We start from the raw sequence: 25,076 nt of genomic DNA on the forward strand, positions 1-25,076 counted from the left end.
ACTCCTACTGCAAACAATAATTACTGGTTTTAGCGATAGCTTATCATTAACTCCAAGTTTTGCTGGTACTGGTGAGGAAGAAATATTAAGCTTTCTTCCTCAATTCAAACAAACTGATATTGCAAAACGTGCTCTATTATAAAAACAACAAAGCACTTATTTCGCTGCTAAAAAACATTAAAAGGCAAGTGTCATTAAGCCGCTCCCGGCAGGAGCTGGACGCAGTTATTTCTGAGCTCAAATGCTTCTCTGGTAGTTATCAATTTAATACAAAAGCCTATTGGATTATTTTTACCGTCGTATTATTAGCAACGGGGCTACTGAGTTACTGGGACTGGTCCCAGCGGCAGCATTTTCAGCAAAGCACCTGGATTATTATTGCGGCCGGCGGGGCATTAACGTTGCTTTCCGGTATTACCGCTTATTACCCGCACCATATTATGTCGAAAGTGTCTCATGCTTTGTTACAGCGCGATGGCTTGCTCGATAATAATCTGACGCCGGTCACTTTTAATAGGAAAGCGATAGCGCGCCATTTTCAACAACGTTTTAGTGAGTTTCACCGAGGTAATTATAGCCGCGAAATTCACGAGCTGTTTAAAGGCAGTTACCAGGGCGATGAGTACTCGTTTGACTATCACTACTACCATTTTCATTATGTCGATGAGCGTATTGTTACTGAAACCTACACTGACGGTAACGGTCGGGTAAGAACGCGCACCCGTCGTGAATATGATCATTATGATCGCTATGGTTTGATTTTACCTTTTGGCTTACTGCGTAATTTTGCGGTTATTGGCTTTAGCCTTCCGGGAGCAGGTAAAGCAACATACAAGCCTGCATCTAATCGTTTTAATAAAGTATTTAAGGTGGTCGCTGCCAGTGAAATTGAAGCGGCTAAAGCCATGAAGCCAACGGTTGTTGTCGCTTTTGAAGAGCTTAGCAATGTATTATCGAAAGTAAATTTTGAAGTGAATGATGCGGCTGACTTATGTCTTTCATTTGCTGACAAGGATCTTATTGCAACGCCGAATAAGGTTAAAATAAGTGAGTTTGAGGCTTTTATCGAGGCATTAGAAGGCGAGCAGGAGTTTGAAAAATTAAAGGCAGCACTGAGTCATGTTCACTATGTGATGACTAAGCTGGACAGTAACTTTTAGGAGCACGTCAATGACTGGAATATGGGTAGCTATTGGTATTGCGGTAGTTTTGATGATAGTCATTATTGCCATTTACAACGCCATTATTAACCGGGCGAATGCGGTTGAGAGAGCCTGGGCGAACGTTATTACGCAGGAACGCCAGAAAAATAAAATCATTCCTCACTTAGAAGATGTCGTAAAAGACTACAAAGAGTTTGAGCAGGGGACACTGACCAAAGTCACCGAACTTCGTAGCGCGCTGCAAGGTTTAGATAGTGGCAAAGTCGATACAGCGAAGCTTGAACAGGCAGAAGCCAAAACTGGCGAGTTACTAAAAAGCTTAAATGTGACGGTTGAAAATTACCCTGAGTTGAAAGCGTCAGAAACCTACCAGAAACTCATGCGCGAAATTACTGATCAGCAGGAAAATATTGGCGCGGCTATTCGTATTTTTAACCAGAACGTTGAAGACTTTAATAACGGCATTGAAGTTTTTCCGAACTCACTGGTGAATGCCATGCTGAACCGTAAAGAGAAGATAAAAACGTTTTCTGACTCTCAGGCAGAAGAAGGTTTTGAGTATAAACCTAATATCTAAGTGTTATCTGACCGCTTTTGAGAAAGTTCGTAAGTCATAGCAATACGTCCTTGATAGAGCAGTTCAGTTTTATGTCAGCTATTTCGTCAGCTCGAGTCTTACCCAGCGTTAATAAGGCTATAGGCTGGTTATTTTGGTAGGCCTGTCGTGCAAAACGGTAACCTGAAAACACCATAAGTGAGGTTCCGATAGCGAGCAGGCCATTACTGTTCTTTAATACGTTTTGGGCTTCTTCGACGCGTGGTCGGGGAACGTTATCACCAAAATAGACAACATCGGGTTTAAGAATTCCGCCACAGCTCATGCAATTGGCGACGTTAAACTGTTCAAAATCAGCTTCTAAATCTGCATCTCCGTCCGGTGCGGCGGTCGCTTCAAGCGCAGCAAAATCTGGGTTCATTTTCAGGCTGCGTTCGTGCATCTCCAGTCTTGGAGTAACCTGCTGGCAGCTCATACAGACCATGTCGTTGGCGTACCCATGCAAATTAATTACGTTGTTCGCTCCGGCCTTTTGGTGCAGACCATCAACATTTTGCGTAATAATATGGCTAATGAGCTTCTGCTGTTGCAACTGGGTAATAGCGTAATGTGCTGAATTAGGTTGTGCGTGGTATAGAACTGGCCAGCCAAACAAACTGCGCGCCCAGTACCTTTTACGGACGGCTTCGCTGCGCATATAGTCCTGATGCTGAACCGGAGGTGTCCGTTTCCACTCGCCGTCACTATCTCTATAGTCAGGAATGCCAGAGTCGGTACTTATACCGGCACCTGTAATGATCGTGACCGGTGCATTCCGATGCAGAAACTCCATCAGAGCTTCGCGAGCCTGGGTAGGGTCAGTTATTGTCATAGTAATGAATATCTACAGGTTACAACTTTACCCTAAAGTTACCACTGCTGAGTACCAAGGTGAAACGCTTAGTAAAGAATCCGCAAATCTTATAAGCGTCTATACTAAAGCATGCTAGTTTTCAGGCATTAACCACTTAAAGGAGTAATGGTATGAAAAAATTAGTTTTGGCTATGACAATGTCATCGTTAGCGCTTGTGGGCTGTGAAAATATGAGTAACACCCAAAAAGGTGCTTCGATAGGTGCTGTGACGGGTGCCTTGCTTGGTAAAGGAACGGGTGATCACGATAAAAGCCGCTATGTCTGGGGGGCTGCTGTTGGCGCACTGGCAGGCGGAGCTATTGGTTCATATATGGATAAGCAGGAAGAGGAGTTCAGGGAAGAGCTGGCCGACAGTGGCGTGAAGGTAATACGCGACGGCGACAACCTTCGTTTGCAACTGCCAAGCAATATTACGTTTGCCACAGGCAGTGCGAACATCTCTCAAAGCTTTAATCCGGTACTGGACGATGTTGCCCGGGTTCTGCAAAAGTATGAGAAAACCACCATGCTGATTGAAGGCCATACCGACAGCACAGGATCCGCAGAATATAACCAGCAATTGTCGTTAAACCGTGCTAAAGCTGTACGCAATCACTTAGTTGGAAGTGGCGTGGACTCGCGCCGTGTGACAACAGAAGGTTACGGCGAGAGTATGCCAGTTGCGGACAACGATACAGAGAGTGGTCGTCAATTAAACCGTCGTGTTGAATTACGCATTGTCCCCAATACCAAATAGGTCTGCGCGTTAAGAGTTAACGCTGAAACTCCAGAAGTTGATTGTTTGCCGGCATAGTATGGTTTTTTTTCAAATGAAACCCATGCTGGCTGGCAAGTTTTGCAATCCATTGTTTATCACGTATTCCCATTTGGCTGTCACGAGTACGCAAAGACTGATCAAACGCACGGTTGCTGTCACTGGTGAAATGCCCGTTGTCATTAAACGGTCCGTAAATACATAAAAGCTTTACTGATTTAAGTTTGTCCCCTAAGTGATTAAACAGCGCTTCGACACCCTCTTTGGGCATAATGTGACAAGTATTTGCGGTAAATAAGGCATCGAACTGTCCATCAGGTGCAGACTGAAACACATCGAACTCAACCGGCAAAGGCTGACCTGATACCCCTTCTTTTTCAATTCTGGCTTTTCCCCCCGGTAAATACTCCGGTTGGTCACTTGCCTGCCATTCTAAATGAGAGAGTTTTTTGGCGAAGTAGACGGCATGTTGCCCTGTACCGCTGCCAACTTCTAAAACTTGTGACGCATTAGCAAAAGCGGCTTCCAGAACCCCAAGTATTGGGTCTTTATTGTTTTCACAGGCTTGTGAGAAAGGGAGTTCCATAAAATATCACCGAGTTGTCTTCTTAGTGTCGAATAATTTAAGAGAGAATTAATAGGGTTTTACATCCAGGACTTTCTCAAGGCTTCTACCTGATACAGACAGGTGTCTATGTATTTCTCTCCAGTTGCCCTTTTAATGAATGGCAGTGTCTGACCTCCGCAAGCCAGTACCAGCCTGACGGAACACAATTGAAAGCGCCTCATAAACCAGCTTTGATGCAATTGAGTTTGTTGCACTTTATGAATTGGGAAGCATCGGTAATTGACGCCAATGAGTCCTTTCCTTATGTAGATAAACTGCTCGTCCATTGCGTAACCCCATCTTTTCCAACTGAGTATGACGAGGCCGGTGGTTAAGATAAAAAGTCCGCCTGTGGCGACTGAAAGCTCTGCCTGATCAAAGTAAATGAAAGCGATAGCAAGAGGTATTAGTAACCAGAAGGCAATAAGCGTGTTTCTGATGGCCAGACGTTTGCTAACCGGATGGTAGTTGATGGCGCTTAGTTTATTTTCGGGCCAGGCATCGCTTGCTAAATCGTCAGCTTCGCTCAGGGTGACAGAAGGCACCATGATTTTCCCACCGGATGTTCCTGCGGATTGACGATCAAGGCTCGCACCTAGCTGTTCAAACTTTAAGTTAATTCTTTGGAGTATGCGGTCAAGCCAATTCTGTTGGTAAACAATCATCTGGAGACGGGATAACTTCATGACAACTTCATGGCGAGTAAAAAAGCCGTTACGACGAATGTAGCGATCATTGCTCCGGGTTAACTTAAAGTCATAGAAAGTAATGACTGAACCTAAGATGGAAATTAACGCCATAAAAGCAATCACTACAAAAGCGATTGATAGAAAGAACAGCACGTATTGCCAAAAAGCATACTGGGAGGAAGCCATTAAAGCATCAACATCGACCCCGAGGTTTTCTATACCCGCAATAAACTTCTCTGAGAGGGAATTAAAGAAAGGTGCTAAAGCACCTAACACAATCCAAATTCGGTTGCTGGCAAGCCCGTGGATAACTAAGTCCTGAACTGAGCGAGAGTTTAAAAGTTGCTCTTGTTCTGTCTCAGTGCTTTCAGTTTCTGCACTAGAGGCCTGCTCCGTTTTGTGGGAGAGGACTTCCTGCTTAAGAGACTCCGCAACACCTTTCGATAATGCAATGATCTTTGCTTCGAGCTTACTTGAGCCTGCCGTATCCAACAGCATACATACGTGGTTACTAGGCCGGTAAAAAATAGGCTGTTCGAAGCGAACATTTTGGATACGTTCAAAAGGTAGGTCGATATGGTTCTTTTGAAAGACGCCAGAATGAATTTGTACGCGTCCGTCAGTTAATCGGTATTGATAGAAATAGAACTTTAGCAGGGCACTTATTGCAACAAACAGCAGTAATGCCGCCAGACCAGAAATAATCGCTAAACCATTCTCAGAAAATTGATTATAGCCAACAAGAATAGCCGGTAATAAGTAAATAAGGTTGTTGCCAACGTCTTTTACGAACTGCACTGCAAAGTAAATAATCGCGACTGGCGATAGTTTTAGCCATTGACCTTGATAATTAGTCATTTTCAGCAATATCACTATGAGTTAATACGTAGGATCTGAGTTCTCGCGCTTTTTCGTCCGGTAAACCGGGTATTGCAAAGGTATGCATGGTACCGCCGGCGCTAAAAATCTCCAGAGTGGATAAACCAAAGTGCCGGTCAATAGGCCCATGCTTTAACTCTACATGTTGTATACGCAAAACGGGTTGACTGACAACAGACTTAAAAATGACTCCGCTACGGTAACTGAAGTCATGCTCACGTAGAGCATAGCCTTTGTTTTTATCAGCAATAATGCCGTAGGCGGAAGTCAATAAACCAAAAATGCCAGCGGCTAGCTGAAGCTGTGGTAAGTAAAGTTCAAGGGTCTTTGGGAGAACAAACCAAGGTTGCCAGTAAAGGCTCAAGAGAGCGCTAACCACAATTAACCAAAAGGTTAAGCGGCACATTAAATTGACTTTCATGTACATTGGGCTTAGCGGAGTAAACGCCTGCGAGCTGACCGTTGGAAGGTTGTCAGGTAATATTGGTTGATTGCTAAAAGTATCGTCTAGCATGATATCGCTTTTGTGATTGTTATTATGTTTTAAAATTAACAGTATTTTTCGACACGTTCTAGTTTCAAGGCAATAAAAAAGCGGCTTAAAAAAGCCGCTTTTATTCAGGGAGTTTTAAAATAAACGATAATTACTGTTCTTCGCGAACCTGAATATCGTTCTCGATGTCTTTGACACCTTTTACGGTAGCAGCCAGATTTTCTGCTGTATCAATATCAGCTTCATCGTCAACAAAGCCTGATAACTGAACAATACCGTTATTTGTTTCAACATTGATGTCCATACTGCTTAGGTTGTCATCTTCAAAGATAACTGCTTTAACCTTAGTAGTGATAACAGCGTCATCAACATATTCGCCAGCGTCTTTCGCTTTTTGCTCAGTGTAGCTTTTTGCTTCTTTAGCTTTTTCTTCCGTTTCCTGCATTGCGCTTTCAGCTTTAGATTCAGCTTTTTCAGTTTCTGCTTCACTACAGCCAGAAAGCGTTAGCATTGAAAGTGCGATTAAACTTGCTGGTAGTGCCGTCTTGAAGTTTTTCATAGATAACCTCCTGTTATTGAAAATCGTTACCACAAACACTATAGCTACATATTTACGACTTTACGGTCATCTTTACAGATGTTTTGCAAAACTGGCTGCAGTCTGTACACCCGTGATAATTCTTAATATTTTTAACGCTGCTCCCGACTTTGACTTGCCCTGTTTTTTTGGTTCCATTTTTTGCGGTCTGTCTGATAGTTCCCCTATAAAGAAACCTGTACCAACGGCAAAGCAAAGAGCCGTAGGGGAGGATAATTTGTCACAGGTTGTAGAAACTACCTGACAGGAGCGAACCTTCAACGCCAGCTTGCGATTTTTAAGGTTTTGTTCCAATTGCGCAATTTGATCATCAAGGCTTGAAGTCATAAAGCCTCCATTAAAGATTGCTGCTTGTTTTAGAAAAAAGCAGATTGCGGCTGTTCTGCTTTATACGTCTTATAAGATAAAGCGCAATGGCTAAATGACACGCAGCAACAATAATAAGTGCTGTAGTCAGGGACAAAATGCCGTTACTTACAACCGCAGCTACGGAAGCGGCCACTAGCGCGCCCCAAGCTGACAAAACTAAGCAGCTGGCAATAACGGCAAACGCGACCATGCGAACGAAGCTTTCTCCAGCCCGGCGGGCTTCCATACCTGCAAGCTGGAGCTGTGCTCTAACAACGCCGCGTACTTCACTTTGCAGTGCGCGAACTTGCTGAAGCAACCCTTCGGCTTCGCTCGCTTCCGTTTGATTACGAGCGGTCACTAAATAGCCTACTTAATAGGTAGCCACTTGCTGCCGCAATTCCCAAAGACTTAATGGGGTTTTCTTTAACGTAGTCCGTTGCGGTTGCTAACCACTTTTCTTGAGTCACCTTAAGATCATGACCTTTTTCACCAATGCTATCTGAAGCGTGCTTTGCAGCATCGGCAACTTTATCGATGGTGTCGTGAGCTTTATTTGCTGATTTATTTACTGCTTCTTCGGTTCTAGCTTGATTGTTACTCATAATACCCTCGTGTTTTGTGAAAGCCTATTACTAAGCAAAGACGCTAATAGAAATATAAGCAAATTTATTTACATGGCTTTACAGAGCGAAAAAGCTCTTAGTTCTTTATATTTAGCGAAGGTAAATAAAACCCTATAAAAAGCAGTGTTATTATTATTTTTGATTGAGATCAACATCGTTATTCCCGAGTTTGAATAAACTGAAATTAAGAATTCAAACAAAGGAAATAACCATGAATTTATGGCAAGAGTTTTTCAATGATCCGGTAATATTTTTTTCTTTTAGCGGCTTGGCTATTGTTATTGGGATGTGTGCTTTCTATGCTGTTTTCTTCTATATAAAGATGATTAAGTCAGAGAAAAAGCGTAAACAATAAGCTTAAAGGAGATATATGAAATATATTTTTCAAGTTCGTATTAAGGAAGGTCATACGGCAGAAGAATATGCAGACGCCTGGGTTCGGGCTAGTGAAATTATTCAACAGGCTCCGGGCGCCCGAGGCACAGAGTTACATCGCAAAATTGGTGATGATAAGACCCTAATTGCAATAGCATCGTGGGACAGTAAAGAGCAGCGAGACGCTATGGAAGGTCAGCATAACCAAAAGGTTGCAGAAATTATTCGTAGCGCCGCGCCGTTTTGTGAAATAACGCCATTAGGCGAGTTTGAAGATCCTGAATGGGTTGTGATGCCAGCTAAAAATTAGATTTGCGTTAACCAACCATGTTTGTCTTCAGCTTTACCCCATTGAATGTCGTTCAGCGCTTTGCGCAGCTTCAGTGTCGTCTTTCCTGGGCTTGCATCGCCGACCGGAATTTCTTTTCCTTTATGAATTAAAGTTCCAACAGGCGCCAGTACCGCTGCTGTTCCGGATAGAGCAGCTTCGCTTTCCGGTTTGGCCGCACGTTCAAGTAATTCATCGACGCTCAACTCGCGCTCCGAAACCGTCATGCCCATATCGCGGGCAATAGTCAGAATGGAGTCTCGGGTGACACCGTGTAAGAAACTGCTGTCCAGTGCCTTGGTGATAATTTCGTTGCCGTCAATTAATAAGAAATTAGCTGCTCCGGTTTCCTGTACGTCGCCATTGGGGCAAAACAGAACCTGATCGGCGTTTACAGAAGCACGTGCTTGCAAAATTGGCTGCAATGCACTGGCGTAGTTACCGCCACTTTTCACCATTCCCATATGGGCAGCGCAACGCGAACCATCTTCTTCAAGCAGTAAACGCAGGGTTTGGTCGCCGCTGGCAAAATAGTCACCAACAGGTGAAAGGAGCACATAGAGCATGGATGAGCTGGTCGGGGAGGCCGCTTTACCAATGGCTGCTTCGGTGCCTATATGAGTAGGGCGTATATACATTGAGCCAGGCGGTTTGGGCACGTCGTTGTGAAAATGTTTAACCACATCGGTAATCATTTTCTGCAGGAAGCTTGCATCAAAAGCCGGTAAGGAAAGCAACTGGCTGCTTTGTTGCATACGCTCTATGTTGCGATCCATTCTAAAGAGGTTTATTGAACCATTTTCATGGCGAAACGCTTTTAACCCCTCAAAACAGGTGCTCGCATAGTGCAGAACATGAGCACCGGGGTGTAATTGTATGCTGTCAGAGGAGACTAGCTCAGGCGAACTCCAGTTTGAGTTTTCGAAAGTTGCCAAAGTCATTTGCGGCATAAATACAGTGCCAAAAGCTGCCATAAAGTTATCCTGCTTGGGTAAATAGTTGCGCCGTAATATACCATAATTTTTAACATTTGGATGACTCTGCCGGTTTGCTTCTTGTTAGGCATGCTCGTACATTGAAGTATCTATACGTAGAAACAGGTGAGCAATTAATGAATAAAACACTAAAAATAACTTTAGCTAGTGGGTTATTGGCCACAGCGGTGACACAGGCAGAGGAAACAGACACGACATTAAGTGCCTATGCTGCCGGGTATACCGCAGGCTTTACTTGCAGTGCGATCTTTAATGGCGATAAGTCTATGGAGCAAATTCGAGAGCATGAGTTAAGTGGCATTTATTCGTTAATTGCTGATCGCGTGGCACAAATGGAGCCCAGAGTTGATAAACAAAACCACTGGGTACGAGTGCCGTATGATAACGGTAACCGCGAGCGGATATCTGTCTGGCGACCGAAGCTCGGTTGTGTCGATTTGCCGGTTGGCGCAAGTGTTGATGACGTAAAATTTGTTGCTGATCCTTTCAGTGGTCATAAGAAGGCCGGAAAAGACAACGGCCAGCCCTGGAAGCAAAAGGCTGAGGTTAATTCAGTCAGTAGTAATGCTCAATTAGAGTCAGTTCTGCAACAGGCATTTACCAAAAAGTACGGCTCTGGGGCTCGCACTTCTGCTGTTTTAATTGCGACGCCTGATGAAATTATTGCAGAACGTTATATCGAGGGTTTTACACCTGAAACCGCGCAGCGCACCTGGTCAGTTGCAAAAAGTATTGGTGCCAGTGTTATCGGAGCGGCAGTTCAGCAAGACAAGATAAAGCCAGATGAAGCTGCCGGTATTTCAAATTGGTCGCACCCGCTTGATCCCCGCCGGCATATTACACTGGAAAACTTATTGCATATGGCGTCCGGTCTGGACAGCAATAAAGCGGGCAACCGCACCGACCGCGTTTATATGGGGGGAGGGTTAGTCAGTGATACTGCCACTGAAACGGCACTTGAAGTGGCTCCGGGCAGTCGCTGGAAGTACGCGAATAATGACACTATGTTGGCTTTAAGAGCCCTGCATGAGCGCTTTGACAGCACAGAAGAGTATCTGAAGTTTCCGTATAAGGCACTGCTGGAAAAAGTAGGAATGAATCATACCTTTGCCGAAACCGACTGGCGTGGCGATTTTATTTTATCGTCGCAGGTGTGGACCACGTCTCGTGATTTAGCTCGTCTGGGTGTTTTGCATTTGCAACAGGGTCAATGGCAGGGCGAGCAAATTTTACCCGAAGGCTGGCTTGAATATATCAGTATGCCGGCACCGGCTCAGCCGCCGGAGAACTCTCCTGGATACGGAGCGCAATGGTGGCTTTATAACGAACGTTTCCCTGAATTACCCGATGACACTATTGCGGCGCGAGGAAACCGGGGGCAATTTTTGGTGGTTATTCCGTCAGAGAATTTAGTGGTTGTTCGTCGTGGTTATGATATTGCCGGAGAGCCAGGGTTTAACGAGCATGACTTTGTACGAGATGTACTGAAAGCACTATAAAAACTCCTTCGGGGGAAGCTGAATAATGATAGACTGCTTCCCCCAGCCTGACGGACAGAGAGCTTACTTATGAGCGAAGAACAGCAAGTCATTCAAAGCGAACACACACAAAATTACAGCGTTGACGGTAAAACCGTAGAAATTGATATTTACCGCACTGAAGACAGTGGCTGGATTTTGGAGATTGTCGATGAGAATAACAACTCGACGCTTTGGGAAGATGAATTTGAAAAGGATAATGATGCCTTGGTAGAAGCGTTGGACGCTCTAAAAGAGGAAGGTATTGATAACTTCATAGAACCCGCAAAGTAAAATGATCAGAGTTTCACAGCGCATTGAATTTGCAGAGCACGAAATAGAGTGGCAGTTCATCCGCTCTAGCGGTGCGGGAGGCCAGAACGTCAATAAAGTCGCTACTGCGGCTCAACTCATTTTTGATATTCAGGCCTCTTCGTTACCGGACTTCTACAAGCAGCGCTTGCTAAAAAAGTCAGACCATCGCATTACCCAAAGTGGCAAGGTCATAATTAAGTGTCAGGAGACACGGAGCCAGGCGCGTAACCGAGAGCTGGCGCTGGAGCAGTTGATTGAATTAATTCGCAGCGTTGCACAGGTTCAAAAGAAGCGTATTCCCACAAAGCCCAGTCGCTCTGCCAAAGAAAGGCGGCTGACGAGTAAAAAGCAGCAAGGTTATAAAAAAGCGCTTCGGAAAAAAGAATTTTAATTTCCAAACTTTTGCAACGAACCTGAGCAATTTATTCGGGCACACTCAAGTATGAGCTGCTTGAGTTCGCATTGACTGCAGTAATCGCAGCAGCGGATGTCGCTGGCGACTAATTTTTTTTCCAGTAATAATTTCTTAAGTTGTTCTTTACTCACTGAAACTTGTAAGCGATTAGGTTTGTTCCTGTGCATAACCGTGCTCCTCAAGTTGCTGTAAACAGTGCCCAAGACAACGAGAATGCTGACAGCCAGTAATAAGCAATTGATGACAGTAGTGGCAAAGGTCAGCTAATGATTTTGAGTTGGTGTTATTTAACCATTGGGTGAGTTGTTTGGTACTGTCCTGTTGAAATTCGTATGCTGGCATTTGCTGATGACGCCGAATATAAGTCGCTATTAATAAAATGGAGCTTGTTGTGTAGCTTTGAACTGCGTTAGCGGCAAGTACTGGCTCGTTAAATACCTGTTTTGCTGACTCGCGTGCCCGTTTAAGGTAAGCAGCCGCAGACTCATAGTCTTTGCTGTTGAGGAGTGAACTTGCAGTCTTTAACTGTTCCTGACTATTAAAATAGTCTTTATAGGTGTTTGTCATTTTGCATCCTTTGCTCGGCTTTAGTTAAATAAGCTAACGCAAATGATAATAGTTCGCAATAAGTTATTTGTAAACGATCGTAATTAAAAAATAATGCGTATAAGTAACTTACAAAACAATAAACCTGGAGCTTCAATGAAAACTTACAAGCAGCAAGATCTTGCAAACATGGACGATACAGAGAGAGCGCGTTTTGTTAATTGTTTGTCCGGGTTTAAAAGTGCGAATGTGGTAGGCACCCGTGACAGGCATCAACAGAATAACTTAGCAATGATAAGCTCCGTGGTGCACTTAGGAAGTAATCCTCCGTTGCTTGGCTTTGTTATGCGCCCTAAATCGGCCACCCGCCACACCTGGGAAAATATTGAAGAGAGTGGTGTTTACACCATTAATCAGGTGAGTGAAGAGTTTTTCCAGAAAGCTCACCAGACATCAGCACGGTACGACCGGGAAGTTTCAGAGTTTGAAGCCTGTGGTCTTACACCAGAATTTGAAGACGGTTTTCATGCCCCACATGTTGCTGAAAGTGCCTTGCGAATTGGCATGCAACTGGTGGAGGTTATCCCTATACAGCATAACGACACGGCATTAATCGTAGGTGAAATTCGGTGGGTCGAAGTTAAGGAAAAGGCGGTGAAAAGTGACGGTTATATTGATATTGAATCTTTAGGGACCATGGCCATTTCGGGTCTGGATGGTTATCACAGTACTCAACGGGCGGCGCGTTTATCTTATGCCAAGCCCGATAAGAAACTAGAAGAACTGGATGTCGAGGGGCGCTCTAAAGACTCATAATATCAGGTACTTTACGGCTGTGCTTCTTGGTTATCCAAAACAGCAGTAAACCGACAATAGACAGTGCACAGCCGACCCAGCCTGTGCCTTGCCAACTGAGAGGGGAAATAATGGCCAGCCCGCCCAGCCAGGCCCCTAAGGCATTTGCGGCGTTGAAAGCTGAATGGTTCAATGACGCCGCCAGAGTCTGTGCTTCACCTGCAACGTCCATCAAACGTACCTGAAGTGCCGGAACCAGAGCCGCTGCGCTACCCAGTAATAACACCATTGGCATGACGGTCCAGAGGCTTTGCAATGTTAACGGGAAAATCGCCAGTACAATTGCTGACCACAACAAAGAGCCACCAATAGTCAGTTTCAAATTGCGGTCGGCCGCCCAGCCTCCGACTAAGCTACCTGCCAAAGAGCCTATTCCGTATATTAATAAAGCAACAGGGATCCAGTGCGGAGCAAGACCCGTGGCGTTTATTAGGGTTGGTGCTATATAACTTAATACCGCAAACATACCGCCGAAACCTATGGCGCCTATGGCTAGCGTAAGCCAGACTTGAAGGTTCTGCAGAGCCTTCATTTCTCCCCTTGCCGAGGTTCTTTTCTCATTAGGGTGTGTTGGCACGACAAATAAAATCATGACCAGAGCTAGAAGTCCTAAAGCGCCGACTGTATGGTAAACCGTGCGCCAGTCGATAAGTTGCCCAAGCCAGGTTGCTAAGGGGTTACCGACTAAAATTGCTACAGTCAGCCCCATCATTACCATGGTGACAGCCATACCTCGTTGATTTTTACGAACCATGTCGGCGGCGACAAGACATGCAATACCAAAATAGGCACCATGAGGTAAACCGGTTAGGAACCGCAAAACCTGAAGCAGGGGATAGCTTTCTGCTGATGCACTGGCAAAGTTACCGAGTGCGAAAGCAAGCAACAATACCAGTAACATGGGCTTGCGCGGAAAACGCGCGAATAAAATCGTAATGAGCGGTGCGCCGATAACCACTCCCAGCGCATAAAGACTGATCAAATGGCCGGTTTGTCTGGTGTCAGTGTTGAAGTCAGCAGCAACGTCAGGTAGCAATCCCATAATGACGAACTCACCAATGCCAATAGCAAAACTGCCAACTGCCATGGCAAAAATGGCCAGTTGAACCTGTGCTTTAGAGAACTGAGTCATGAATCAGGTTTGCTTCCTGTATTAGTTGAGTCGGTTAGGATTGCGCAGTTTATCGAATGCAGCAGCTATTGCAATCTCTATGACTTTACTGTACAAATAAACAGTATATTTACACATCAGCAAAGGACCATACCATGGCTGTAGTAACCCAGTATGTAGTTATTCGCGACGGAGCCGAGAAAATGACATTCACTTCAAAAGCTGAAGCCGATGCGCACGATAAAATTTTGGACATGGCTGAGGCCCTGAACCCTCTCATTAAAGACAGCGAGCTCTTCACCGATGAACAGCAGCTCGAAGATATGGCGCTGTTTTTGGCGAAAGAACGAGAGAATGTTCTCATAGCGTTAGGTGCCAAAAAACCAAAGAAACCAAAAACCGAGAAAGTATCTGCGGAAAAAGTTGAGTCATCTAAATCAAACGATAAAGCGTCGTCGAAAGCGGCTTAGTGGGCACGATACGAGTTAAATATTTTGATACTATAGTGACCTGGTTTTAATGAATAGGATCGAACTATGACGCAAGAAACGATTTACCATATTGGAACACCGGGTACCCCTTGGGGCGTTGAAGAAAAAGCGCAATGGCTAGCTGAGCAAAACAAAAAGCGTTCGTACTTTGATGATGTTGTCAGCAAAATAGAGACTTTTAAAGCGAACTTCGACGTAGAGCAATATGGTGAACTTGCGTACGAAAGCGATACTTATCCTTTGTTTGTGGTCAGAACTAAAAACTGGGATGCGGGCAAACCAACGGTTTTAGTTACTGGCGGTGTGCATGGTTATGAAACCAGTGGTGTTCACGGAGCACTGCGGTTTATAGAGACTAAAGCCAATGAGTATCAAACAGACTTTAATGTGGTGGTTGCACCCTGTCTGAGCCCATGGGGCTATGAAACCATTAACCGTTGGAATCCTGCGGCTATTGATCCTAACCGCTCGTTTGTAGCCGATTCGCCTGCCGGTGAATGTGCAAACATTATGAATTACATTGCAGGCTTAGGTGTGGATATTCTGGCCCACATTGATTTGCACGAAACAACCGATACCGATAACAGCGAGTTTCGTCCCGCAAAGGCGGCAATGGACGGAAAGGTGAACACCAACTGGAATATTCCTGACGGCTTCTATTTAGTTGGAAACTCTGAAAAGCCTTACCCTGATTTTCAAAAGGCGGTACTGGATTCGGTAGAAAAAGTTACGCACATTGCCGATGCTGACGAAGAGAATAAGCTAATAGGTGAAGATATTGCCCAGCGTGGTCTTATTTTATTGCCAACAGCAAAAATGGGCTTATGTATTAGCTTTAGTAAGGCTGAGTATGCTACTACAACAGAGGTTTATCCGGACAGCCCGAAAGCAACCCCGGAGCAATGTATAGAAGCTCAGGTTGCTGCGGTCACCGGAGGCCTGGACTTTTTAAAGTAAAGCCCAACCCCCGTTACTTGGTCGGTAAACCTGGTTAGTAAATTAACGTCGTGTGTCTGGCCGCTTTTGGCGAGGTGCACGGCGTGAGTTTTGAGGCCTTCCGGTTCGTGGCTTTTGAATGGGTTCCGGCTTTATATTCGGGTCTGGCTCAAAGCCTGGAATCAGTTCTTTTGGTATTTCATTTTTAGTCAGCTTTTCTATGTCACGTAGCAATTTATGCTCGTCCACACAGACCAGTGACGCTGCTTCACCTTCACTTCCGGCTCGGCCTGTACGGCCAATACGGTGTACGTAATCTTCAGCTACCTGAGGTAGTTCAAAGTTAATCACGTGCGGCAGTTCGTCAATATCAATACCACGTGCAGCAATATCGGTTGCAACTAATACTCGTAATTTTCCGGCTTTAAATTGCGCTAAGGCTTTGGTTCTTGCGCCCTGGCTTTTATTTCCGTGAATAGCCATTGCAGGCAGACCATCATCCGTTAACTGTGTTGCCAGTCGGTTAGCCCCGTGCTTAGTTCGTGTAAACACAAGAACCTGTCGCCAGTTACGACTTCCTATCAGGTAACTGATGAGCTCTCTTTTACGCTTCTTATCAACAGGGTAAACGCGCTGCTGAATGGTATCTGCTGCCGCATTTTGCCTGGCAACTTCAACTAACTTTGGCTGTTGCATAAACTGTTGAGCCAGAGCTTTTATCTCACTTGAAAAGGTTGCAGAAAACAACAGCGTCTGACGTTTTTCCGGAATGAGTTTCATGACTTTTTTAATGTCATGAATAAAGCCCATGTCCAGCATCCGGTCAGCTTCATCCAGAATCAATACATCAATTTTACTTAAATCTACCGTTCCCTGACGACTGTGATCCAACAAACGACCTGGCGTGGCGACAAGAATGTCGACACCGCGTCGCAATGCGTTAATTTGTGGGTTAATACCTACACCACCAAAAATCACTAAAGACTTAAGACCGGTATATTTAGCGTAGGTGTTGAGGTTGTCTTCAACCTGTGCCGCCAACTCTCTGGTTGGTGTCAAAATTAACGCCTTAATAACAGGCTTACCGTCGGTTTTCGTTTGTGACAACTTGTGCAACAAAGGAAGTGTAAAACCTGCTGTTTTGCCGGTACCTGTTTGCGCAGCTGCTAACAAGTCGTGGCCGGCCATGACTGTCGGAATGGCTTGCTGTTGAATTGGAGTGGGGGTGGTATAACCGCATTCAGTAACGGCACGTAGTATATTGTCGCTCAATCCCAATGACTGGAATGAGGTTTGGCTTTGTTCTGTGGACATGAAGCTCCGCGAGTTATAATAGTCGACACCACACTTATGTGGCTTTTTGGCATTGTATCACAGACGACAGTAAACCTTTATTTAGAAACAGGCGTATTAAGGTAACTTTTTCTTGCTTTGATGAAAAAGTGAGCGCATTATTCGCGCCGCTTTACCCTGAGTTTAGGGTGTTTAGAGGAATTTTTATGTTGTACCGCCCCTGGGTCGACTCCGCTAACCGAGTTTTCACTGGTGTTCTACTTGTTCAGTTACTGATCACCTTTGTTATTGCTTTTCTTACTGGCGACTGGTTTGTTCCTGTCGTCCTGTCATTGCTTATTGTTTCTTTACCTTTGCTTCTTATTAGAGCCTCAGGCCAAAGTAAACTGACAAGGCATGTTATAGCCGCCGCGATTCAATTAATTACGGCGGTTCATATCGATCAGACCATGGGTCTGGTTGAAATGCACTTTGAAATTTTTGTGGTAATGGCATTTCTTATTTATTACCGGGACTGGATGATTGTGGTGACCAGTGTCGGGGTGGTTGCCGTACATCACATTTTATTTTTTGTGCTGCAGTCCAACGGTGCCGACGTTTATATCTTTGCTGAGGGTTACGTGACCTTAGGTATTCTCGCTATTCATGCAGGCTTTGCTGTAGCTGAGGGGGCTGTACTTTGTGTTATAGCCAAACAAAGCGATACCGAAGCGGTTAGTGCACAGACATTACGTAACAGCATTGCCGATATCGTTAAGCAGTCGGATAAATTAAATCTGATGGTCGATGTCAGCGGTACAACAGATGAAGTTACTGCCTTTAAAAACTTACTGACTCAATTCCGTAAGAATATTCAAAGTACCCGTGGTTTATCAAAGCGAATTCAGGATGTGTCGGGTGCGTTGTCTAAGGAGAGCGAAGAGCTTATCAAGAGTCGGCAGAACAGCTCGCAAGAGGTTGACAGTATAGCCAGCGCAATTGAGGAAATGGCCGTTACGATTAGCAGTATTTCAGAGCAAGCTAATTTAGCCAAAATGTCGGCGGAAGAGTCAATTGACCGCTCGGAGAATGCGGCAAATGTCGCTGAAACGGCAGCTGGTTCCATAAGCTCCTTAAAAGCCAATGTTCTTGCCACCAACGACAAGTTGAAAAGCCTGGACAGGCAGTGCCATCAAATATCCGATGTTATCGGAGCCATTAACGATATTACCAAGCAAACCAACTTACTGGCTCTGAATGCGGCTATTGAGGCCGCCCGAGCGGGTGAAGAAGGTCGCGGTTTTGCCGTGGTAGCTGACGAAGTGAGATCATTAGCCACTACTACAGGAAAAAATGCTGAACAAATTAGCCAAATTAGTCAGAATATACTCACTGAAGTAGCTGAAGCGGTGAGCTCAATGGATGCTTGTGTTCAGCAAATTGATGAAGCGGTAACCTATTCAGAGGAGTCAGGCTCTTCAATGAAAACCGTTGCTCAACGTATTAACGATGTGGCTCAAAAGGTGATTTCAGTCGCCGCTGCTACCGAAGAGCAGAGAAACGCTAGTGAAGATATCTCTCGTTCAGCGCAGACAATGAGAGAGTTGTCTGAAGCAGAAACACAATTGTTGGTGAACGGGCAGGAAAACGCCACATCACTAAAAACAGTTTCGACCCAACTGGACTCAGAAGTGGGGCGCTTTATTGTTGACTAAACTATCAGGAAAAGCCCGAACTCGTTGGCTAATTGTGACCATTTTTGCCTGGTTTGCATTAGTTCTCTGGGGCTTGAGTTACTTACTGGAGCAACGTTTGGTCTGGTTTGATGAAAAGAGTCAATTACTTGAGCTGGGCAATAATGGCGAATTAGCCCAACCTTTGGTTACTGAACTGGTAAAAAAAGGATTTTCAGTAAGCGGAAGCGTTTTCCATATTAGCTCAGAAAGTTGTAACTGTAATTGGCGCAGTGCCGGACATACCAGTAGCGTAAAGCGGCAAGTAACGGAGTCAGGTGGCAGAAACTACAACATTGATATAGATCAATTCAGTGAACTAAAAAGGTTCGTTCCTGCAACACCAGCCATTATTATGTTTAATGAGTCATCAGAATTAATTTACCTTGGGCCTTACGCCGATGGTGCATTTTGTACAGCTGAAAGTAGTTTTGTGGAAGCATTAATTCCTTTAGTTTCAATGGAAGAGAAGGCTCCCGAATGGATTAATACCGTTGCAAAAGGATGCTATTGCAGCGTTTAAATATGGTCAAAGAGCGGAGCCAGTAATGGAAGTAAGACAAACCTTTATAGAGTTTCTGGAAGTGATTCCGGACGGGGCTATTGTTATTAATCGAAAGGGCTTAATTATTGCTGTTAATCAGGCCGCAGCGTCCATGTTCCGTTATTCCTCGTCTTCTATGCTGGAGCTGCACCTTAACCAGTTACTTCCCGAAGAGGTTCGTGAAAGGCATGATCAGCATTTAGCGACCTTTTTCAAACACCCGGGGCGGCGCTCTATGGGAAACGGGTTAATCTTTTCAGCCATTCGCAGAGACGGTTCAACTTTTCATGTTGATATCATGCTTAATCAGCTTGAATTGGAAGGTGAGCTGTATGGTATTGCCATAGTACGCGACTACACTTTGCAAAAGAAAGCTGAAGATAAAATTCGTCTGGAACTGGAATTTGAAAAGCGTCAGGCGCTGACTGACCACTTAACCGGCATTATGAATCGAAGAGCTTTTACCGCACAATTACAGGATGAAATTGAGCAACTGACAGAACATGGAACGCCCTTCGCGGTTAGCTTTATCGATTTGGATGACTTTAAAGACGTTAACGATGAGCATGGGCATCATTTTGGTGATGAGGTTCTGCAGAAAATTGCACAGCTGCTCCGCCTGCACAGTCGCCATACCGACTATGTTGCCCGCATTGGCGGTGATGAGTTTGCGACCATACACCCAATGATTTCTGCTAATGATGCACAGCAGATGATGCAGCGAATGCGCAGTGAATTAGTTAGTGGTATTGACCATGCTGAACTTCCGGTAACTTTGTCGATTGGCTTGTGCCAGTGTGATAAACCTTCAGAGCATTACACCATAGAAGATATTATGGCGAGGGCCGACAAGGCTATGTACCAGGCAAAGAAAGAGGGTAAAAATGCGGTCGTGCTTACCAATTAACTGTAATAAAACGTAATTAAGTTTGATTGTTACTCAAGGTCTACTCTAAAGTGGTTTCAGGACTTTTAAGGAGAGGCCATGGGAATCTTCATATCCTATCTACGAATGGTTTTACTGATTATCGGTGTATTGGCGGGAATACAGTTGCCCGGCTTTGTCGATCAGTATGGAAAAAGCCTACAGGCACATTTAATTGAGTCTGAACGCAGCCTTAATGAATTTCGCGACGAGGCTGAAAAGTTTTTTGACGGTAGCATTGAAGAACTTATTGCCCATTATCAAGCCAGCGACGACAGAGTTTTTCAGGAAGGTGGCCAGAGTATCAACGCAATTTTTCAACGTTATCAACAGTTGAATAAAGCCCATCAGGAGTTTAATCAGAATGCATGGCGAGCCTACCAACAGGCGTTTTTCACGCCTGTGGAAGATATTCAGCAAGAGGTTAGAAACGACTTTTCTTACACCGTAAGACTGAACCCCGGCGCTATTTTGTTTGGCCTGGTTTCGGGGTTAATACTGGCGGTATTTGGTGAACTTATTGTTCGACTGCTGGCGAGGCCTTTTCGACAATCGCAGCGCAGTTAAGCCCGCTGGGTAGTGTGCCGTAATTAAACCCGCCATTAAAATCAAGCCGACCCGCGCAAAAGGCGTCCGCCATTTCCGGGGTTGCATGTTGAACCAGTAACGCCGCCTGGAGGCCAACGGCCATAGAATCAGCAATGGTGCGAGCGCTATATTGTAGGGTTTTGCTGTTACTAAACTCCTCTTTTAGCTTGATCATAAACTGGTCTAGTCGTTTGTCAGCGCCTTTTGCACGTTGCAGTTCTGCGAAATAAGCATCGAGAACTTCAGGCTGTTTCTCTATGGCTCTTAGAATATCAAGACACTGAACATTACCACTGCCTTCCCAAATAGCGTTGACGGGTGACTCCCGGAAAAGTCTTGGCATAATGTGGTTTTCCATAACGCCACTTCCACCAATGACCTCCATCGCTTCATAGGCATGATTAGGCGTTCGCTTACAAATCCAGTACTTGCCAACAGGCGTAGCAATGCGCGACAACAGTTTTTCATGTTCGTTGTCCTGGTTATCCATTGCCCGAGCCACTCGCATCATGTAAGTCATGGCTGCTTCGCTTTCAAGTGCCAGGTCAGCTAATAAGTTCTGCATCAGTGGCTGCTCGCTAAGCCTGGCACCAAAAGCTTCTCTGTTACTTGCGTGATGAATCGCCTGAGCCGTTGCCTGACGCATACCCGACGATGAGCCAATCATGCAGTCATAACGTGTGGTTGCGACCATCTCGATGATGGTGCGGACGCCTCGGCCTTCCTCGCCGACCATCCAGCCCAAGGCACCGCGAAGCTCAGTTTCACTTGAAGCGTTCGCTGCATTGCCCATTTTCTGTTTTAACTGTTGAAGTTGGATAGGGTTTTTGGAACCGTCAGGGCGCCATCTCGGAACCAAAAAGCAGGACAGGCCACTACGGGTTTGTGCCAGCACTAAAAAGGCATCACACATGGGAGCGGAGACAAACCACTTATGACCAACCAGTTCGTATACCTGGCCGGAGCCTTCTGTTGTCAACGGATAAGCTCGCGTGGTGTTACGCCGTACGTCTGACCCTCCTTGTTTTTCGGTCATTGCCATACCAATAGTCACGGCATTTTTTTCTGTGTGAGGAATGTTTCTCGGGTCGTATTGACGGGCGGTAATTTTTGGGGCCCACTCTTCGAATAAGCCAGGCTGATGCCTCAGTGCCGGAATTGCGGCAAAGGTCATGGTAATAGGACAACCGTGTGAAGCTTCTACCTGCGTGTGAAGGTAATATTTAGCCGCGCGAGCGACATGGGCTCCTGGTTTAGGGTCACTCCATGGGCTGGCATGAAGCCCGTGCTCAATTGCTGTTGTCATTAATTGATGATAACTGGGGTGGAAGTCTACCTGATCAATACGGTGTCCGTAGCGGTCATGAGTACGTAATTCGGGTTGGTACTTGTTAGCCTGGAAACCAAGTTCAATGCTTTCCTTTTTACCTGCCAGCTCGCCAAAAGCAATAAGGTCGGAGTAAGCCCAACTGGCACCTTCGCGCTCTACAGCTTGCTGCAGAGCTTTATCGGCCAGATAAAGGTTATAGTTTTCTAACGGTTTAGGCTGGTTTTCAACTTCATGGGTGCTAGCCATAAATTGTTCGGCTTGTGGGTAGTGCTCTGTCATTTCTTACTCCTTGTTACTTCTGAGTGAAGCAAGATAAATTTTATTCGTCAATAGACTAATGGTTGCCTTTTGAGCGTTTTTTGATAACAGTAAGGTCAACAATTAACAACAAATGCAGTAATTGCCTTGTTTCAAACTATTATTAGAAGTCTGATACTCGTCGTTGTCTGGATACTCCTTTGGCGTATTGCGGCAGTGATGGAGTATGGACCACATGCGAGTATCTGGTTCCCCCCTGCGGGACTGACGTTTGCCGCATTCCTGGTTATGAGCTGGCGGGCCTTTCCGGCCATTCTTATTGCCGGAGTTGTCACTACCTTCTGGGTTTCGGAGTTATACGGAAGCGGTACTCCGGCTAAAGAGTTGCTAACTACGGGCGTTCTTTTTGGTTTTGCTCACACCTTACCTTATTTCTTAGGCGCCTGGTTATTGCGTTCAAAGCTTACCCGACTGGGCAGTTATGGGCTTGCCAGCACCATAATGACGTTTCTTGGTGTTGCTGCGCTTTCATCATTTTGCGCCGCCTGGTTGGGCACCGAAGTCATGATCTCAGGCAAGCTGCTGGAAGCCGACGCTATTTGGTATACCTGGCTGCCCTGGTGGATAGGAGATATGAGCGGGGTTATCGTTCTTTCACCGATTTTTATTGCTCTGATGAGTTGGCGTTATCCGCAACTGGAACATTGGCTTGGAGGGCTTAGCTTTACGGTAAAAACTGGTAATCAGAGCTCTTTTCTTTGGAAACTGCTGCTTATTCTGGCTTTGCTGAGTTTAAGCCTCATATTGACGGCAACCGCAAACAAAGATGAAGCGGCTTTCTCAATATTCTTCCTTATTCTCCCTTTACTGTGGGTTTCGTATACCGAGTCGCCTTTAAATACGGCCATATCATTAGCATTATTCAGCACTATTACGGCATTTTCTGTCGGCATCTTAGGGTTGATGGACTACGCTATTGTGTATCAGTTTGCCGTTACAATAATTGCGGCAAGCGCCTGGTTTGGATTAACGGTCCCGACACTCATGGCGCATAATGAGTTACTGACCCGGCAGGTTTCTGAGGACGGGTTAACGAAAACAGCTTCGCGTGAACATTTTATGCAGAGTGCTGATGCTTTAATGAATCTGGGTAAGCGTCAAAATAAACCACTTTCGTTGATCATGTTCGATGTGGATGAATTCAAAAAGATTAATGATAGTTATGGGCATGTGGCCGGTGATCGTGCTCTTGTGCAGGTGACAAATATCGTTACTTCGGTCCTGAGAAGCAGTGACTTGCTCGGACGTTTTGGTGGTGACGAGTTTATGATTTTACTGCCGGAAAGTTCACTGCAATTTGCTGAAGAAACAGCGGAAAGGCTGCGAATGGAAATAAACAGGGCGAGATTAGAGGGTACTAATCATGCCTTTTCTTGTAGCTTTGGAGTGGCTGAAGTCGTGCCGGATGAGCATATTATGGCCACTATCGACCGCGCCGATAAAGCATTGTTAGCAGCTAAGAAGCGTGGGAAAAACTGTATAGCCAGGGAGAACTGATGCGTATTGTATTTTTAGGTGGAGCGGAAACCGTCACCGGGTCAAAATATTTGGTGGAAACAGATTCCACCCGAATTCTTATCGACTGTGGGCTTTTTCAGGGCTACAAATGGCTACGTAGACGTAACTGGCAGCCCCTGCCTATGGGGATAAACCAAGTGGATGGTGTGGTTCTAACGCACGCACATCTTGACCACTCTGGCTTTGTTCCTGTGCTGTATAAAGCGGGTTTTAGGGGCCCGGTCTTTGCCCATCATGCAACATCGGGACTCTGCGATATTCTACTCGCCGACAGCGGACGCATTCAGGAAGAAGATGCGAAGTATCTGGGAAAACACAAGTTAAGCCGACACGAAAAGCCCGAACCCTTATACGATGAAGCTACAGCAAAGTCAGCTATGAAGCTATTTCAGGGCGTTGAGTTTCATCAGCAGTTTGAAATAGGGGATATTAAGGTCACTTTGCAGCCGGCGGGTCATATTCTGGGCGCTTCAAGCGTTATTATAGAAGCAGAAGGCAAAAAAGTTGGGTTTTCAGGAGATGTCGGGCGGCCACAAGATATCATGATGTACCCGCCGGAACCTTTACCTGATTTAGATCTGCTATTGCTTGAGTCCACCTACGGCGATCGGCTGCACAAGGAAACTGAAGATGCAGAAGAGCAACTCGCTGCCGTGGTAAAAGAAACGTCTGAGGCTGGTGGTGTTTTACTAATTCCAAGCTTTTCCGTCGGCAGGGCGCAATTGTTGCAGTACTTATTAGTCAAGCTTATGGAAGAAGGCCGAATACCCAGACAACCCATCTATTTAGACTCTCCTATGGCAATTAATGTGTCAGGTCTTTATCAACGCTATCATCAGCTGCATCGTCTGTCTGACTCTGATTGTGCCAGAACCTTTGGTACCGTTGAATATACGCGCTCAGTTGATGAGTCTAAGGCTATTGCCTCTCAGTCCGGACCGCATATTATTATTGCCGGAAGTGGTATGGCGACAGGTGGGCGTATTCTTCATCACTTTAAGCGCTGGCTAGGCGATCATCGCGCAACGGTTCTGTTTAGTGGCCACCAGGCGGGAGGAACGCGTGGGGCTAAAATGCTGCAGGGGGTTGAATCGATAAAGCTGCATGGCCAGTGGCTACCGGTCAAAGCCCGAATACGTTCGTTAGAAGGGTTGTCTGGACATGCCGATTACCAAGAGATTTTGGATTGGCTAGCGCAGTCTGAATTAAAGCCCAATACGCCGATTCAATTAGTGCATGGTGAACTCGATGCTCTTGAGGCTTTTCGTGACTGCTTAATGCAACGCACATCTTATGATGTTGAAGTGGCTGATTATCAGGGGGTATATCACCTTTAG

Annotated in this window: 30 protein-coding genes; 17 read left to right on the forward strand and 13 right to left on the reverse strand. The window is 45.4% G+C overall.

Translation table 11 applies throughout. From position 1 onward, the window contains the following. Positions 1–188 precede the first annotated feature (188 nt). Positions 189–1,160, forward strand: a complete 972-nt coding sequence (locus tag BM359_RS01430) for a hypothetical protein (RefSeq protein WP_234972450.1) — start codon at positions 189–191, stop codon at positions 1,158–1,160. 10 nt (positions 1,161–1,170) lie between these two features. Next, the gene (locus BM359_RS01435) at positions 1,171–1,740 is read left to right on the forward strand and encodes a LemA family protein (RefSeq protein ID WP_054487252.1); all 570 of its coding nucleotides are present in this window, start codon (positions 1,171–1,173) and stop codon (positions 1,738–1,740) included. A 34-nt stretch (positions 1,741–1,774) separates the two neighbouring features. Here the strand turns inward: BM359_RS01435 and BM359_RS01440 are convergent, their stop codons facing one another. Further along, a complete protein-coding gene (locus BM359_RS01440) occupies positions 1,775–2,590 on the reverse strand; it encodes an NAD-dependent protein deacetylase (RefSeq protein ID WP_074930743.1) in 816 nt (271 codons plus the stop codon). Between the two features lie 152 nt (positions 2,591–2,742). Here BM359_RS01440 and BM359_RS01445 point away from each other — a divergent pair, with 152 nt between their 5' ends. Then, complete coding sequence (locus tag BM359_RS01445) at positions 2,743–3,369, forward strand: YiaD family glycine zipper/OmpA-like lipoprotein (RefSeq protein WP_054487254.1); 627 nt, start codon at positions 2,743–2,745, stop codon at positions 3,367–3,369. A 16-nt stretch (positions 3,370–3,385) separates the two neighbouring features. On the opposite strand, the gene BM359_RS01450 is transcribed toward BM359_RS01445, so the two are convergent. The 7 genes from BM359_RS01450 to BM359_RS01480 all read right to left on the reverse strand — a co-directional run bounded on the left by BM359_RS01450 (position 3,386) and on the right by BM359_RS01480 (position 7,606). Beyond that, positions 3,386–3,973, reverse strand: a complete 588-nt coding sequence (locus tag BM359_RS01450; protein ID WP_054487256.1) for a DUF938 domain-containing protein — start codon at positions 3,971–3,973, stop codon at positions 3,386–3,388. A 59-nt stretch (positions 3,974–4,032) separates the two neighbouring features. Next, positions 4,033–5,541, reverse strand: coding sequence for a PH domain-containing protein (locus BM359_RS01455; RefSeq protein WP_054487257.1), 1,509 nt, complete (start codon positions 5,539–5,541; stop codon positions 4,033–4,035). Beyond that, on the reverse strand, positions 5,534–6,076 hold the full coding sequence (locus BM359_RS01460; protein WP_074930745.1) for a PH domain-containing protein: 543 nt from the start codon (positions 6,074–6,076) through the stop codon (positions 5,534–5,536). Before BM359_RS01460 ends, BM359_RS01455 begins: the two co-directional genes overlap by 8 nt. 130 nt (positions 6,077–6,206) lie before the next feature. Further along, complete coding sequence (locus tag BM359_RS01465) at positions 6,207–6,614, reverse strand: BON domain-containing protein (protein WP_054487259.1); 408 nt, start codon at positions 6,612–6,614, stop codon at positions 6,207–6,209. A 72-nt stretch (positions 6,615–6,686) separates the two neighbouring features. Beyond that, positions 6,687–6,980 (reverse strand): hypothetical protein, encoded by a 294-nt coding sequence (locus BM359_RS01470; RefSeq protein WP_054487261.1) that lies wholly within the window; start codon positions 6,978–6,980, stop codon positions 6,687–6,689. 10 nt (positions 6,981–6,990) lie between these two features. After that, on the reverse strand, positions 6,991–7,362 hold the full coding sequence (locus BM359_RS01475; protein ID WP_054487263.1) for a phage holin family protein: 372 nt from the start codon (positions 7,360–7,362) through the stop codon (positions 6,991–6,993). Further along, on the reverse strand, positions 7,349–7,606 hold the full coding sequence (locus BM359_RS01480) for an ElaB/YgaM/YqjD family protein (protein WP_054487265.1): 258 nt from the start codon (positions 7,604–7,606) through the stop codon (positions 7,349–7,351). The genes BM359_RS01475 and BM359_RS01480 overlap by 14 nt, the downstream gene beginning before the upstream one ends. Positions 7,607–7,838: 232 nt before the next feature. Here BM359_RS01480 and BM359_RS13000 point away from each other — a divergent pair, with 232 nt between their 5' ends. Further along, a complete protein-coding gene (locus BM359_RS13000) occupies positions 7,839–7,982 on the forward strand; it encodes a DUF3149 domain-containing protein (protein WP_082332135.1) in 144 nt (47 codons plus the stop codon). 15 nt (positions 7,983–7,997) lie between these two features. Further along, the gene (locus BM359_RS01485) at positions 7,998–8,312 is read left to right on the forward strand and encodes an antibiotic biosynthesis monooxygenase family protein (protein WP_054487267.1); all 315 of its coding nucleotides are present in this window, start codon (positions 7,998–8,000) and stop codon (positions 8,310–8,312) included. On the opposite strand, the gene BM359_RS01490 is transcribed toward BM359_RS01485, so the two are convergent. Continuing rightward, on the reverse strand, positions 8,309–9,304 hold the full coding sequence (locus BM359_RS01490) for a branched-chain amino acid aminotransferase (protein WP_054487269.1): 996 nt from the start codon (positions 9,302–9,304) through the stop codon (positions 8,309–8,311). The genes BM359_RS01485 and BM359_RS01490 overlap by 4 nt on opposite strands. A 137-nt stretch (positions 9,305–9,441) precedes the next feature. Between BM359_RS01490 and BM359_RS01495 the strand changes: the two genes are divergently transcribed. The 3 genes from BM359_RS01495 to arfB all read left to right on the forward strand — a co-directional run bounded on the left by BM359_RS01495 (position 9,442) and on the right by arfB (position 11,548). Further along, the gene (locus BM359_RS01495) at positions 9,442–10,824 is read left to right on the forward strand and encodes a serine hydrolase domain-containing protein (RefSeq protein ID WP_054487271.1); all 1,383 of its coding nucleotides are present in this window, start codon (positions 9,442–9,444) and stop codon (positions 10,822–10,824) included. 69 nt (positions 10,825–10,893) lie between these two features. After that, the gene (locus BM359_RS01500) at positions 10,894–11,136 is read left to right on the forward strand and encodes a hypothetical protein (RefSeq protein WP_054487273.1); all 243 of its coding nucleotides are present in this window, start codon (positions 10,894–10,896) and stop codon (positions 11,134–11,136) included. Between the two features lies 1 nt (position 11,137). Further along, complete coding sequence (gene arfB, locus BM359_RS01505; protein ID WP_054487275.1) at positions 11,138–11,548, forward strand: alternative ribosome rescue aminoacyl-tRNA hydrolase ArfB; 411 nt, start codon at positions 11,138–11,140, stop codon at positions 11,546–11,548. Positions 11,549–11,719: 171 nt separating this feature from the next. On the opposite strand, the gene BM359_RS01515 is transcribed toward arfB, so the two are convergent. Next, the gene (locus tag BM359_RS01515; RefSeq protein WP_054487277.1) at positions 11,720–12,139 is read right to left on the reverse strand and encodes a hypothetical protein; all 420 of its coding nucleotides are present in this window, start codon (positions 12,137–12,139) and stop codon (positions 11,720–11,722) included. Between the two features lie 135 nt (positions 12,140–12,274). Here BM359_RS01515 and BM359_RS01520 point away from each other — a divergent pair, with 135 nt between their 5' ends. Further along, positions 12,275–12,934 (forward strand): flavin reductase family protein, encoded by a 660-nt coding sequence (locus BM359_RS01520; RefSeq protein ID WP_054487279.1) that lies wholly within the window; start codon positions 12,275–12,277, stop codon positions 12,932–12,934. Here the strand turns inward: BM359_RS01520 and BM359_RS01525 are convergent. Further along, entirely contained in the window at positions 12,921–14,105 is a 1,185-nt protein-coding gene (locus BM359_RS01525; RefSeq protein ID WP_054487281.1) for an MFS transporter, read from the reverse strand. The genes BM359_RS01520 and BM359_RS01525 overlap by 14 nt on opposite strands. 134 nt (positions 14,106–14,239) lie before the next feature. Between BM359_RS01525 and BM359_RS01530 the strand changes: the two genes are divergently transcribed. Next, entirely contained in the window at positions 14,240–14,554 is a 315-nt protein-coding gene (locus tag BM359_RS01530; RefSeq protein WP_054487283.1) for a YebG family protein, read from the forward strand. A 66-nt stretch (positions 14,555–14,620) separates the two neighbouring features. Continuing rightward, entirely contained in the window at positions 14,621–15,532 is a 912-nt protein-coding gene (locus BM359_RS01535) for a M14 family metallopeptidase (RefSeq protein WP_054487285.1), read from the forward strand. 42 nt (positions 15,533–15,574) lie between these two features. Here BM359_RS01535 and BM359_RS01540 read toward each other — a convergent pair whose 3' ends face one another. Continuing rightward, positions 15,575–16,825: a DEAD/DEAH box helicase gene (locus BM359_RS01540; protein WP_054487287.1), complete on the reverse strand. Its 1,251-nt coding sequence runs from the start codon at positions 16,823–16,825 to the stop codon at positions 15,575–15,577. 185 nt (positions 16,826–17,010) lie between these two features. Here BM359_RS01540 and BM359_RS01545 point away from each other — a divergent pair, with 185 nt between their 5' ends. The 4 genes from BM359_RS01545 to BM359_RS01560 all read left to right on the forward strand — a co-directional run bounded on the left by BM359_RS01545 (position 17,011) and on the right by BM359_RS01560 (position 20,552). Next, positions 17,011–18,498, forward strand: coding sequence for a methyl-accepting chemotaxis protein (locus BM359_RS01545; protein ID WP_054487288.1), 1,488 nt, complete (start codon positions 17,011–17,013; stop codon positions 18,496–18,498). Beyond that, a complete protein-coding gene (locus tag BM359_RS01550; RefSeq protein WP_054488494.1) occupies positions 18,491–19,039 on the forward strand; it encodes a DUF6436 domain-containing protein in 549 nt (182 codons plus the stop codon). Before BM359_RS01545 ends, BM359_RS01550 begins: the two co-directional genes overlap by 8 nt. A 25-nt stretch (positions 19,040–19,064) precedes the next feature. Next, a complete protein-coding gene (locus tag BM359_RS01555; protein WP_054487291.1) occupies positions 19,065–19,967 on the forward strand; it encodes a GGDEF domain-containing protein in 903 nt (300 codons plus the stop codon). Between the two features lie 78 nt (positions 19,968–20,045). Beyond that, the gene (locus BM359_RS01560; protein WP_054487293.1) at positions 20,046–20,552 is read left to right on the forward strand and encodes a DUF2937 family protein; all 507 of its coding nucleotides are present in this window, start codon (positions 20,046–20,048) and stop codon (positions 20,550–20,552) included. On the opposite strand, the gene BM359_RS01565 is transcribed toward BM359_RS01560, so the two are convergent. Then, positions 20,503–22,182 (reverse strand): isovaleryl-CoA dehydrogenase, encoded by a 1,680-nt coding sequence (locus BM359_RS01565; RefSeq protein WP_054487295.1) that lies wholly within the window; start codon positions 22,180–22,182, stop codon positions 20,503–20,505. The two genes, BM359_RS01560 and BM359_RS01565, sit on opposite strands and share 50 nt — an antisense overlap. 126 nt (positions 22,183–22,308) lie before the next feature. On the opposite strand from BM359_RS01565, the gene BM359_RS01570 reads away from it, so the two are divergent. Beyond that, positions 22,309–23,718 (forward strand): sensor domain-containing diguanylate cyclase, encoded by a 1,410-nt coding sequence (locus BM359_RS01570; protein ID WP_082332136.1) that lies wholly within the window; start codon positions 22,309–22,311, stop codon positions 23,716–23,718. Then, entirely contained in the window at positions 23,718–25,076 is a 1,359-nt protein-coding gene (locus tag BM359_RS01575; RefSeq protein WP_054487299.1) for an MBL fold metallo-hydrolase RNA specificity domain-containing protein, read from the forward strand. The genes BM359_RS01570 and BM359_RS01575 overlap by 1 nt, the downstream gene beginning before the upstream one ends.

Source organism: Idiomarina abyssalis (assembly GCF_900116625.1).
In the GTDB taxonomy this organism is placed as follows: Bacteria; Pseudomonadota; Gammaproteobacteria; order Enterobacterales; family Alteromonadaceae; genus Idiomarina; species Idiomarina abyssalis.